The organism is Paenibacillus sp. Z3-2 (assembly GCF_054161325.1).
Map to the genome: position 1 here is coordinate 5,658,871 of NZ_CP096397.1, position 11,466 is coordinate 5,670,336.

Genomic DNA, 11,466 nt, shown 5'->3' on the forward strand with positions numbered 1-11,466 from the left:
GCTAACCCTGAACCAAACCCTCGGAATCCGCCCGCTGCTTCATTCCGCTACAATTCTCGCTCTGGGCATGCTATGCATAGCTCCGTGCGTAACATGAACCTGTACCACATACGTGCCGGGTTCTTCAAAGGTATGCTGGATTTCATACAGCCCTTTCTCTGCCTCATTGGCAGTAATTGCCCCCTGATTCTCCAGTTCGTCCGCTGTCATCATACCTTGCTCCGGAGATACAGAAGGCGGATCATCAAGGTCATTCCAGATCTGGAATTGCACATGGTCGGCATGGCTTAACGGTGCATCTCCCTGTGTAAGCTTCACCTGCAACCGTGTTGGTTTATGAAGAGAAGCCTTCTCTGGAACGTCAAGTTTCACTTTAATCATCTCTGGCATCTCGCCCGACGTGGACTGTTCCTCATAGGAGCATCCCACGGTCAGGAGGATCAGAACAATGAAGGGCATGAACCAACGAGCTTGTCCGCTCATCACCATCTGTCCTTTCTTATTAAGAAGATTTTGATGTTTTGCCGATGCCCCACAGCATCACGATGATGATAATAAATGCAATGAGTGCCAGTAGCGGAATGGTGATAAAACCAAACCAGTTCAAATAGTCGGTATAACATGGAACCTTCCCGCACGCCACGGCGTTACCTGTAGCTGAAAAAATACGTTGGATCGTTACATGATATAACGAAATGCCGCCACCGATAAAACTAAGCGGAAGCACGTATTTCGCGATACCCGCGTCATCCTTAAAGTAGGCAATGCCCAACAAGATCGTTAGCGGGTACATGAATATGCGCTGGTACCAGCACAGATCACATGGAAGATAGCCCTTGATCTCACTAAAATAGAGACTTCCCCCTGTTGCAATAACCGAAACGGCCCAAGCAACAAATAACCGGGTATCCACACTTTTCGCCGGACGCTCCGATTTTGATGATGTACTCATTTCCTCTGTCCCCCTCTTCATTTTGCTTATACCAAATTATCATACCTCATTCTGGACTCGATCGGCTATTCAAGCTGTTATGTAGGTCATTACCCGATAATTATACCAAATTTTTGAACTTTTGGTTCATTTATGATCACATTGAATATGTTCATCCTGATCCATACCTTTGGACCTTGCGTACGTATTACCCCAGTCGCACATCGTGTTCAAGACCGGAACGAAGGATCGTCCGAGATCAGTTAAGCTATATTCTACTTTTGGCGGGACTTCCTTGAATATTTCCCTATGAACAAGTCCGTCGCTCTCCAACTGTTTCAATTGGTCGGTTAAGACCTTTTGTGTGATTCCAGGTATCAGTTCATAGAATTCCTTGGTTCGAACCGATTGTTGACTCAGAAAGAAAAGGATAAGACACTTCCATTTCCCCCCAGCGATATCCATGAAAATATTTATTCCGGTATTATATTTAACCAATGTGCCGTTCCTCCTCAATAGATACTTTAAAGTGGCTATCCCACCTTTTTGTGCGTTATTTTCTCATTTGTTAATGCCTACTATAATTCAAGGGAGTCCTAAATAACAACGATGGAGATGAATTCATGAGTGTACAATCCGTTTTGAAACATAGGCGTTCCGTTCGACATTTTGATTCAAGTTATACGATACACCCGGAGATTCTCACTTCATTCATTGAATCTGCAAGCAAGTCACCAAATGGGAATAATATTCAAGCGACCCGGTATCTTATTATTGATGACCCCGATCTCCGGAGCGCATTACTACCTATTGCTTACAATCAGCAACAGGTGATCGATGCTTCCGCTTTGATCGTCATGTTAGGGGATTATCAAGCATTTGAAGCGGATAACATCATCAACATTCATGAAGAAGGATTTCAGTCGGGCTTTTTTGATGCATCACTCCGAGATTATCTGGCGAATGCGGCAATACAATACTATGCAAATAAATCCGATGAAGAGCTGAAACTGGAGTTAACCCGAGATGTAAGCCTAGCATCCATGTCATTCATTCTGCTCGCCAATGAAGCTGGTTTCGAAACCATCACGATGTCAGGTTATGATTCCGCACAATTAAAAGCCAGCCTGAATATTTCTGAAAGATACTTGGATGTCATGCTGATCGCTGTTGGTAAAGGTACGAAAAATGGACATCAGACGGTACGTCATCCTGTTCATCAAATTATGTATCGAAATACAATGACCTCCTTATGATAACAACAAATAAAAGCTGCCGTATAGGGCAGCTCTTTTTGTTTTAATCTTATTAAATCTTTACTATTACATAGATTTAGTCAGCATAATGGATCCATCTTTTTGTGCCTATTTCACGTCCCCGTTCAGAAGTTCAGCAATGAAACGCAGAGGTACTTGCGTGCATCCATCTTTATTTATAAATACAGTCGCACTCCCATTTTTCTTCCTTTTTTTATCAACCGAAGCTTACATAAAAGGTTATCCTGAAGTACAATAAAGACAAATCATATTATATTGGTGAAGGAGGTCCAATCATGACCTGGTTGCCTTATGTTTTAATTGTGGGTATCGCCTTATTTGGAGGTGTTGCTACCATGATTATTGGAAATTCGAAAGCCAATCAGACCAGTAACCCCGAATATGACCGACGCACAAAGCAAAACCTCAGCAAACTTACCTATGTATACGCTGGAGCGATTGTACTTGGTATGGGCGGACTTATCCTCTATCTTTTTAACTGAAAATAATCAATTCAGCAAAGAATACGTTCAAACATGCTGAGTAGCTTCAGGTTTCGTTCTATATTCTCCTGTCTACATGCACATGTTTACAAGTTGGAGATAATTCAGAATTATTCTGGATATGTTTGGGGTTTAATATAAAGCCATAAGGGACAGCGAGTCCATAAAACTAAACAACCCCCAACTTGAAGGAGAGATAGATGATGAAAAAAAACATGAAGAAATCCGTAGCAACAATGATGGTACTTGGCATGACATTGACAGGAGCAACGGGCATATTTGCCGGAACGCAACTGGAGAAAATCTCTGCATACCTTAACCATGGAATTAGCTTCAATGTCGATGGAGCGGCGTACACACCAACGGACGGCAATGGCAACAAACTTGCGCCAATTACCTATAACAATTCCACTTATCTGCCCGTTCGAGCGCTTGCTGATGTGCTGCATGTACCCGTATCCTATGACGGCAAAAAGGGACAGGTCATGATCGGCCAAGCGACAAGCAATCCATCAGCTCTGACCAATGTAACATATAGTGCAGTACAAAAAGAGGCAATTCAAAAGGCTTTTGCACAATTCGATGGGTTCACAACTGCCTATGCCCCACAACATATGGTTGCTGGAGATACGTTCAAAAGCGTAGGTGCGGGCGGTGATGGTGTAAACTTTGTTTTCAATCGCATGAATGTAACGGTATCCCCTAAAGACTACTCGTTCAGCTATGATGGTAAAACGGTAAAACTGCCTAATGGTGTATCCGCCAAATGGTACACACCGGATCAAACGGATATGCTCACGTTCCAACTGGATGATCGTTACGTTACCCTTAGCTCGCCAAATAACCAATTAACTCACACTCAACTGGAGCAAATCGCGGTATCCGTCCAAAAAGTAAAATGTGTGTTTTGTCCTATGTAAGACGAATTTTAGCTATTCAAAAAACAAGGCTTTCGTCCAGCTACATTTTGAAAAGGATGGGGTTATAATGGAGTGTACAGCATCTTACATCAGAAGCGAAACGGAGTGTACCTCATGAACCAGCGTATTGATCTGTCCCCAGAAGAACTGCAACAACTTGCAGGTGAGTTCAACAAGGCATCCCAGAACGGACAAGATATTCTTGCCCAACTCAAAACGATGATCGATCAGTCTGAGGGACAATGGGAAGGCGAACGCCAGCGGGAGTTTCTCGGGCGTATGAATGACAGCATGACGAACATCAGTCATTATTTGCGCGGTTTACAGGAAACCAGCACCAGTCTTCAGCAGACAGCGACGCGTTTCCGCGAAACGGATCAGTCACGTTAGGACTGATCCGTTTATTTTATTTTCCTTCACATATAAAAAAAGATAAAAGTGCTCTTTATAAATAAAGTTACTTATTCTCAAGCTCCGCTACAAAAGCCTCTTCCTCTTCGTCCACATATCCTCTGAAAATGATCTCTTCAATATCTTCATGATTAAATACATATGTGTAATCCGGATTAATGTATCCCTCAGGATACAGACAGCCAATATAATCGAATTGACGCGGCGGTTCGGTTAGCAGCATCTGCTTTCGTCCGTAGATGACGAGCTTTTTGGTACCTTCTTTCAACCGAATCACGGAGCCATTAGGCAGTAAGGTAGATGTTTCGTTTGCCATCATGTAATCTTCCTTTCTGTATTTTGTGATGTGTTACCCTGGACTTTCACAGGCGTGTTCAGCACCCGGCGAAGCCAGTAGTACCGATGTACATCCATCATAAAATGAAACACAACAAAGGCCAGCATGATATACACACTCATGAGTACAACAGCAACCGTCTGTTCTGTAACAAAGGCCAGGGAAATATTAGCCAGCAAGTAACCCCCGCCAGTCAATAGGGTCAGCGTCGCAACAGGCATACGAGAGCCCTTTTCAGACTTGGGACTGTTAGGTGACTCCTTCAATCTGTTTATATGAAACTTCGCATACTGAAAGAATGCAAAACCGTATACGACAAACGAACCAATCGCATACCATGGTGTTGTGAGACCTAACATGCCGTAGGCAAACTTTTGAATAATAATCATAAAACCCAACGAACATACGATACCAAACACACCTCGAAACAGGACATAATTCAATTGCAGCCTGCGGGGAGCCACAATCAGTGCGATGGCCCACACATTCATCACTGCCAGAGGCGGCAGTAGTATATATGCGTACATAAGTTGAACCGGAACGCTAAACACCGGAATCAGCAGAAATACATTTAGGAAGAAAAGTACGAGCGTACCTGCGCTGAAACGAATTCCATCCACGGCGTATACCGCAAGATAGTTCTCGAATGCATCCCGGTTGTAGGATGTTCCTTCATACATGGCAGACTCGGCAGTATTGGAAGTCTTGGCAGATCGTGTATGACGCTTCATCTATTTAAACCACCCGCTAACGGTAGACCAGGCTTTCTTCGCTCCATGTTTCACAACATCCTTCACGGAATCATCCTGCCCATCGCCATCCAAATCCATATTCATGGTTACCCCTTCTGCAAGATACGTCAAACCTACGGATACACCCAGGCCGACCGCACCTACGGCTAGGACAGGCGCCGCCGCAGGCAGAATAGCCGCTGCCAAGAGAGTTGCTCCCACGGTTGTTGCCCCACCGACGACAACATTACCGATGATATCACCAGCAATCTTGTCACCGGATGCATTCTGGCTGATGTTCTCTTGTGTATCCGTGAATACATCAATGCCAACACTGGCCCAGCCCAGCTTGTCCGTTAAGGCGGATTTGACTGCATAACCCGGCTTCATCATCGAGGCAATTTCCTTAATCTGAGGCGTGGCTGTTCCGTTTGCTATTTTGGCTTCAATGTCACGGACATAATGGATTTTGTAGTCCCTTGGTCTGCCGTTTACCAACGGATTCCCCTTCACTGAATCGTAGCTCTCGCGAACCAAAATGCGTGGTGTGTTTCGATTCAGCTCCTGCTTGACCATATAGCCATTTTTCACCCGATATCCCAGTTTGGCTACAGCCGCAGCCGCAGTTAGCGTACCTACTGTGCTTCCGGGTCCGTCAAATGGTGCGAGCAGGTTAACACCCGTAAGGCCAAATGTACCACCCGACTGATCTTCCTGTTCCATTTTCTCCCGAGTCGTCTTTACATACGCAGCCAGCTGCTGCATGCTCTGTCCAGCGGTCTGAAACCGCTGCTGATGGGTCTGGTACAAACCAATAATAGTCTGTCGATTACCCGACTGCCAGGCTGCTCCCTGAATGGCGTGTTGAAGAACACCGTCCACCTGCTGCAGCTGTGCCGTCACTTGTTCAATCTGCTGTGCGAGTGAGTTCAAGTAGTCAGCCTTCATGACAATTTTGGTCAACTGGATTCCCCCCTTGATTTACATTTATGTATGTCTATATTGGATTTAAACTCCGGGCAGTACATATAACGAACGCGTCGTTAACAGAAACAGGCTTTGCACCAATTCTTCTTCCGTCAACTTAAATGCTGTAAACAGACTGGAATTTTCCCCTTCAAGGAACAACCAGTTACCTTGGGTGCTGCCTATAAAATAAAGGGTCTGTGGCTGTCCTTCCTGTCCCCGGGTGTACACCTCGAACTGCCCCCACTTCTCAAGCGTGGCAAAGCCCTTCGCCAATGTCTGTAATACTGTGTGATCCAGATGATGGTCCTGCTGCAAGATGGACGCGAACTTCTCCATGGATGAACCAATCGTCAACGCAGACAGACGCTGCAACGTTTCGCCCTGGATGGTTGTACGAATCGTATCCTGTGATTCAGGATTACTATTGGATGCTGATGGGTCGGGTAGTTCAATCCGATTGCCAATGACTTGTAACATATCCTGCAACTCATCAAAAGATGTTAGCACCGTCTGGTCTTCTACAGGCTTCCACAGCCATTCAACCATCTGCGTACCTGACAAAAATCCATAGGTCACCGACGATTTCCCATCTGCTGCATGCAATTCGAGTCGGGTTATTGCACTGCTGAGCTTACAGCCTGTAAGCAGGTTATGTACCTGCGGCTCTATGGTGATCTGCTTGTTGTCTTCCACCATAACACCGTCTTCAACAAGACCTCTAAGAATCTGTTCGTAAACAAGCTGTGCCTGTTCACCCTGTAATTCCGGGTCATTCAGATCCGCGAGCAGCTGATTCGCTTCCGGAATATTCATCAATTGAAACAGAAACAAGGCCTCACGGCCGGAACACTGAAACGATGTATATGTAGGCAAGATCATTCCCCTTTTCCATGATGTCAATTTAAAGAGGTTGGCGAAAAATTCTATTCTTTTATTGTAAAAGGAACCTTGGCTGGGCTCAATGCGCCCCCACTCCTGATCTTAAGCCGTTAGGCCTGATTATATATACCCACTAAAATAGAAAAAGGCACATGCCCTACCATCCGGTAGCCGATGAACAAGCTTATGCATCCAAGCCTCTTTCTCCTGAGTATTCAACGCCCGCCACATGTCTCGACTCAATGCTTCCACGACTTCCCCCCTTTCTGATACAACTCCAATTCCCTAAAATGCTTTACTAGTACAGCACAATCTTACTTGTCTTGCTTACACTTTTATTTCCCTGCGGCCTGCAACAGTTCCATCAATAAGTCCTTCCGTCTTCCCTCTGCCTTGCGAGCAAGCGTTGTTATCTTCTCCACCTTACCGAAGATCGGGTAAAGCACACGTTCTGCTTCATAACGTTCGAGTCCTTGAATCTGTCTAACCAACCGTTCGAGTATTTCATCATTCTCCAGCACGGGCTGAATCTTTAGCTTCAGATTGTGAGTGGAACGACGCAAGCTGGCAACTAACGCAGGTATGGATTGGGCCGTTACACCCTGTTTTTCTACAAATGCAGCAATGAACTTATCCTGAATTAACTGATGCTCATCATCCACTTCACCCATGTAATATTCAACCAGCGGGAAATACCGCTCATCCACGAGCCCCAGTCCAAAGGTTGCATAACTGCCTGGCATACAGCTCTTCTCGCCCTCGGTGTCCCCGTAGAACTCGAACTCCTGAATAGCCTCACGTGCATACTCTTCCAGGAGTGGATGCAGCTCCGGGTACTCCAGTGCATTGGCAAAGAATCGGTGGGTATCCGACTTCGCGAGTCCTTTGATCGGCAGATACTGCTTTACGCCAGATTTGAGCTTGATCTTATAACTTTTTGGGAATCCCTGCTTCAATAAATGAGTGATACAGGTAATTGCCTGCTGATAGGCACCCGGCTCTTCCTTACGAATGTGAATATTCATTAGAGCAAATACATCATTTGCTTTGCATTCTACTTCTTCCGTTTTCACATGAATATCATCCTTCGCATACGTGCCGCTACCTTCCGTCATCATGCTTGCTGCACGATGGCTACCAAGCTGCTTCGCGAGTTCCAGGAAAGTCAGACCTTTGGGTTTGCTATAACTGGGCTCAAAACGTAGAATCATGACTGCTGCGTATAACAGCAAATCGATTGGTTGAGACCCGGGTGTTTGCTGCTTCTGAGGCTCGTCCAAATGTTGGCCTGACTGTGTCTCAACGTTCGAATCCAGCGTTGCTCCTGGTTTTAGTGAATACTCATTGGCACGATATACTGAAGATTGCACATCATAATACTGTGGCAAAAATTGGTTTTCTGCCCATGCCGTCACCGCGCGAGTAATCTCACCACGATGTTCTGCCAGTGCATCCGGACGACCCTGATTCAACTCTTGAATCCGATCATACTGCCGGATGGTCCATGCTGCATCCAACTCCGGGAACAGCTTAGGATCGAGCAGATGCCCCGTCAAAAAGAAAGATTCCAGTTGCTTCGTCGGATATGTACCATGTTCCAGCTTTTTGTCTACATAGATATGAATACGCTCAAGGAGCAGCTGTCTTTTCTCTTCATTAATATATTCCAGTAACGTCAATTGCAGCTTACCTTCGGTTGTTGGGAATTTCCCACGGAAGGTGAAGCGGTAGTCAATCAACGGTGTGTTAGCCAGCTTGTCCAATCTAACTTGGACAACCTCTACCAGCTTAGGCCCGATCTCATTACGTACCTGTTCCTCGGTAAAGGCCCCTGCCTGTTTCGATTTCCAACCATCATCCAGACCTAGATCCAGACTGTCTACTGTGGTCCGTCCAGGTCTATAATCCAGTACAATATCATTGAAGATGCCCATTTGCAGCGTTGTTCGCTTCACAACACTTTCCAAGTCATCCCGCTTCTCCTGTTCATCAAACCATTCATGGATCGTCGTAATCATCTCTTCCATCGCCTGATCATAAAGTGTGCTCATCTAATCTCCTACTTTCCCACGCATCTTATGATGTTCATCAACCACACTTGAACCTCTATGAATCCCGATTCAATTCGAGGCATTTATGTTATAAATACGTATTGATGTTCGTATATTACCTATTATTTTACTCTCTCAAGTACAACGGGAACAATAAGGCTTATGCACGGTTGTTCGCTAGGGCGTGTCTGAAGACTCCGAAGGAAGCAGATTTTGCCGAATTTTCGTTCCAGGCAAGGAAGTTTTTCGCAGGCGTGCCGGGGCACGTCAAGGGAAAGTGACGCGGCAGGCTCTCGCTATCATCATGCCCACGTTGTATAATCATTGTATTCCTTTTCAGGAGGTCCGACTAAATGAGCTACAGCAAATACTTCCCCTTGGAAAACTATCTGAATCAAGTTTCAATCACCCTTACATACTCAGAGCTTGAGGAGATTCTCGGATTTACGCTACCCCCTACAGCGTATAATCGCGAACAATGGTGGGTGAATAATTCCAATAATCATACACAGGCACTATCCTGGTTAAATGCCGGATGGAAGGTGGAAAATGTGATTTTAGGAAAAAACGTTACATTTGTCCGCTGCGAGTCATAGATGATCATGTACTTACTTGCACTGATGGTACTCGTCATTTCAGGTTCAGTGTCTTTAATAGATATTTTGTTCGGTATAAAAGATTTGAGTGAAGGAATCCGATTATTGGTTACGACTTCAAAGGCTCTATTATTCTTATCTTTGTTGTTTTTTGTCATTAAAATGCCTACTAAAAAAGCAGGGTAGACTGATGAATTCATCCGTTCTACCCTGCTTTTTTTGTTAATTGACTGTCTTATACCATTCGTTCACTTCCGCTGTAATATCATCGCCGCCCATGGACTTCCACTTTGTCACAAACGCATCAAATTCCTCAATGCCCACCTGTCCATAGATGATCTTGCTGAACGTATCCTTCTCCAGCTTGTCGATCGCATCCTTCTTCATTTTCATCGTCTCGGTCGGTGCTCCCGTGAACTTATTCTTGATCGCGTTATCTTTATTCGCAACGACAACTTCAGCGGCTGCAAATACTTCGGGTTTGTTGGCAATCTTCGTATTTTTCTCAAAAGGAGTCTCCGGCTCCTTGCCCTTCGCAAGTTCCGCCAGCGTATCCATCATTAGATTCGGAATCCGTGCACCATCATACGTAATCGTATATTTGAGTGGTGATACACCGTCCTTCACTTCGGCTTCACCAACCACTTTGCCATCCACGATGTCATAGTCATATCCTTGCGCGAAGCCATGTTCGAACTCGCTGCCCACTTCCGGATTGGCAAAGTTGTCGAACAGATAATTCTGATACGTGAAGAAAATCTCCGGATTCGCCATGTCCTTGTTAATCAGCACCACCCCGTTGCTTGCACCAGAACCATGTTGGTGGCTCTCGCCTGTTGGTCCTGTAGGCAAAGCAATGGCCTTGTACGTGGCACCATCCACATTTTTCTTCACATCATCAATCGGCCAGTTTGGCATCCAGTGTGGCCCCACGATAATGCCAGCTTTGCCTGCGGTGAACAGTTCTGCTGCCTTGATCTCGTCATAGACACCCGCTTCTTTGGGCAGGTAGCCTTTGGACAACCAATCTTTCATCGTCGCAAGGCCTTCCTTCACACCTGGCTGAATGGAGCCATATTGCAGTGTTCCGTCTCCGGCATCATTCCACTGTCCAGGCATGGTGTTGTACATACCGAAGATCCAGCCCGATTCCGTCATCCAGGTATTGAGCGCATTCTTCATGCCCACGGTCAGACCATACGTATCTTTCTTGCCATTCCCATCCGGGTCTTGATTCGTAAAAGCATCCATGACCGTAACCAGCTCATCCATGGTTTTTGGTTCTTCCAGTCCCAACTTCTTCAGCCAGTCTTCCCGGATAAACATGACTGAATCGCCGTTGTAGGCATAATCGAAGATTGGAATGCCATAACGCTCGCCCTCATACATGTATGGATACCATTCCTCCGGTGCCGATTCAGAAGCCTGTTTCCATGTGTCCGAAGCATATTGGTCAAACAACTCGCCTGCATTGGCAAATTTGCCGGACTCAATTAATTCCCGGACCAGATTGTAGTCTCCCCGAATGGAGACGATATCCGGCAGTTCCTCGTTAGCCGACAGGGACAAGCGCAATTTCGTGTAAAATGCATCATTGGTCACCGATACAGCCCACGGTGTGGTCAGATCGATGCCAAGTCGTTCCTTGGCCCATTTCGTATGCACGTTGTTCTGAGCCGTTTCCCCGTTCTTGAATTTCGTATCATCATTCCAGGCCCTTAAATAGCTCATCTGTACCGCCGGTTCATACTTCCCGTCTTGCAGAGCAAGTGGTGCAGCGGCTTCCTTCGCCGGTTCTTCCTTGGCCCCCGAACTGCATGCCGTTACAGCAACCATCGTGATTGCGAGCAATGTCGTCATCATTTTTCTATACATGAACTAA

Annotated in this window: 14 protein-coding genes; 5 read left to right on the forward strand and 9 right to left on the reverse strand. The window is 45.7% G+C overall.

Going from position 1 to position 11,466, the window contains the following annotated elements; genetic code table 11:
* Positions 1-39 precede the first annotated feature (39 nt).
* The 3 genes from M1D71_RS25430 to M1D71_RS25440 form a co-directional block, all read right to left on the reverse strand.
* A complete protein-coding gene (locus M1D71_RS25430) occupies positions 40-483 on the reverse strand; it encodes a FixH family protein (RefSeq protein ID WP_458124176.1) in 444 nt (147 codons plus the stop codon).
* 19 nt (positions 484-502) lie between these two features.
* The gene (locus M1D71_RS25435; RefSeq protein WP_145325871.1) at positions 503-952 is read right to left on the reverse strand and encodes a disulfide oxidoreductase; all 450 of its coding nucleotides are present in this window, start codon (positions 950-952) and stop codon (positions 503-505) included.
* 126 nt (positions 953-1,078) lie between these two features.
* On the reverse strand, positions 1,079-1,429 hold the full coding sequence (locus M1D71_RS25440) for a winged helix-turn-helix transcriptional regulator (RefSeq protein WP_458124177.1): 351 nt from the start codon (positions 1,427-1,429) through the stop codon (positions 1,079-1,081).
* A gap of 125 nt (positions 1,430-1,554) precedes the next feature.
* Between M1D71_RS25440 and M1D71_RS25445 the strand changes: the two genes are divergently transcribed.
* The 4 genes from M1D71_RS25445 (at position 1,555) to M1D71_RS25460 (ending at position 4,000) form a co-directional block, all read left to right on the forward strand.
* The gene (locus M1D71_RS25445) at positions 1,555-2,187 is read left to right on the forward strand and encodes a nitroreductase family protein (protein ID WP_458124178.1); all 633 of its coding nucleotides are present in this window, start codon (positions 1,555-1,557) and stop codon (positions 2,185-2,187) included.
* Positions 2,188-2,483: 296 nt separating this feature from the next.
* On the forward strand, positions 2,484-2,690 hold the full coding sequence (locus tag M1D71_RS25450) for a hypothetical protein (protein WP_458124179.1): 207 nt from the start codon (positions 2,484-2,486) through the stop codon (positions 2,688-2,690).
* A 200-nt stretch (positions 2,691-2,890) separates the two neighbouring features.
* A complete protein-coding gene (locus tag M1D71_RS25455) occupies positions 2,891-3,610 on the forward strand; it encodes a hypothetical protein (RefSeq protein ID WP_458124180.1) in 720 nt (239 codons plus the stop codon).
* A gap of 114 nt (positions 3,611-3,724) precedes the next feature.
* Positions 3,725-4,000 (forward strand): WXG100 family type VII secretion target, encoded by a 276-nt coding sequence (locus M1D71_RS25460; RefSeq protein ID WP_145325876.1) that lies wholly within the window; start codon positions 3,725-3,727, stop codon positions 3,998-4,000.
* A 67-nt stretch (positions 4,001-4,067) separates the two neighbouring features.
* Here the strand turns inward: M1D71_RS25460 and M1D71_RS25465 are convergent, their stop codons facing one another.
* The 5 genes from M1D71_RS25465 to M1D71_RS25485 form a co-directional block, all read right to left on the reverse strand.
* A complete protein-coding gene (locus M1D71_RS25465; protein ID WP_458127354.1) occupies positions 4,068-4,337 on the reverse strand; it encodes a DUF4176 domain-containing protein in 270 nt (89 codons plus the stop codon).
* Positions 4,337-5,038 (reverse strand): hypothetical protein, encoded by a 702-nt coding sequence (locus tag M1D71_RS25470; protein WP_458127355.1) that lies wholly within the window; start codon positions 5,036-5,038, stop codon positions 4,337-4,339. Before M1D71_RS25470 ends, M1D71_RS25465 begins: the two co-directional genes overlap by 1 nt.
* A 51-nt stretch (positions 5,039-5,089) precedes the next feature.
* Positions 5,090-6,052: a hypothetical protein gene (locus M1D71_RS25475; RefSeq protein ID WP_458124181.1), complete on the reverse strand. Its 963-nt coding sequence runs from the start codon at positions 6,050-6,052 to the stop codon at positions 5,090-5,092.
* A 45-nt stretch (positions 6,053-6,097) separates the two neighbouring features.
* Complete coding sequence (locus M1D71_RS25480) at positions 6,098-6,931, reverse strand: hypothetical protein (protein ID WP_458124182.1); 834 nt, start codon at positions 6,929-6,931, stop codon at positions 6,098-6,100.
* Positions 6,932-7,272: 341 nt separating this feature from the next.
* Positions 7,273-8,988 (reverse strand): DUF6138 family protein, encoded by a 1,716-nt coding sequence (locus tag M1D71_RS25485; protein WP_458124183.1) that lies wholly within the window; start codon positions 8,986-8,988, stop codon positions 7,273-7,275.
* 353 nt (positions 8,989-9,341) lie between these two features.
* On the opposite strand from M1D71_RS25485, the gene M1D71_RS25490 reads away from it, so the two are divergent.
* A complete protein-coding gene (locus M1D71_RS25490; RefSeq protein ID WP_458124184.1) occupies positions 9,342-9,584 on the forward strand; it encodes a DUF7662 domain-containing protein in 243 nt (80 codons plus the stop codon).
* 222 nt (positions 9,585-9,806) lie between these two features.
* Here M1D71_RS25490 and M1D71_RS25495 read toward each other — a convergent pair whose 3' ends face one another.
* Complete coding sequence (locus tag M1D71_RS25495; protein WP_458124185.1) at positions 9,807-11,459, reverse strand: extracellular solute-binding protein; 1,653 nt, start codon at positions 11,457-11,459, stop codon at positions 9,807-9,809.
* Positions 11,460-11,466 lie beyond the last annotated feature (7 nt).

What these genes read in the sequence shown, in the direction of transcription:
- M1D71_RS25465 (WP_458127354.1), bottom strand. Translation starts at nt 4,337, where the DNA reads ATGGCAAACGAAACATCTACCTTACTGCCTAATGGCTCCGTGATTCGG.
- M1D71_RS25445 (WP_458124178.1), top strand. Translation starts at nt 1,555, where the DNA reads ATGAGTGTACAATCCGTTTTGAAACATAGGCGTTCCGTTCGACATTTT.
- M1D71_RS25485 (WP_458124183.1), bottom strand. Translation starts at nt 8,988, where the DNA reads ATGAGCACACTTTATGATCAGGCGATGGAAGAGATGATTACGACGATC.
- M1D71_RS25490 (WP_458124184.1), top strand. Translation starts at nt 9,342, where the DNA reads ATGAGCTACAGCAAATACTTCCCCTTGGAAAACTATCTGAATCAAGTT.
- M1D71_RS25495 (WP_458124185.1), bottom strand. Translation starts at nt 11,459, where the DNA reads ATGTATAGAAAAATGATGACGACATTGCTCGCAATCACGATGGTTGCT.
- M1D71_RS25455 (WP_458124180.1), top strand. Translation starts at nt 2,891, where the DNA reads ATGATGAAAAAAAACATGAAGAAATCCGTAGCAACAATGATGGTACTT.
- M1D71_RS25430 (WP_458124176.1), bottom strand. Translation starts at nt 483, where the DNA reads ATGAGCGGACAAGCTCGTTGGTTCATGCCCTTCATTGTTCTGATCCTC.
- M1D71_RS25460 (WP_145325876.1), top strand. Translation starts at nt 3,725, where the DNA reads ATGAACCAGCGTATTGATCTGTCCCCAGAAGAACTGCAACAACTTGCA.
- M1D71_RS25450 (WP_458124179.1), top strand. Translation starts at nt 2,484, where the DNA reads ATGACCTGGTTGCCTTATGTTTTAATTGTGGGTATCGCCTTATTTGGA.
- M1D71_RS25470 (WP_458127355.1), bottom strand. Translation starts at nt 5,038, where the DNA reads ATGTATGAAGGAACATCCTACAACCGGGATGCATTCGAGAACTATCTT.
- M1D71_RS25435 (WP_145325871.1), bottom strand. Translation starts at nt 952, where the DNA reads ATGAGTACATCATCAAAATCGGAGCGTCCGGCGAAAAGTGTGGATACC.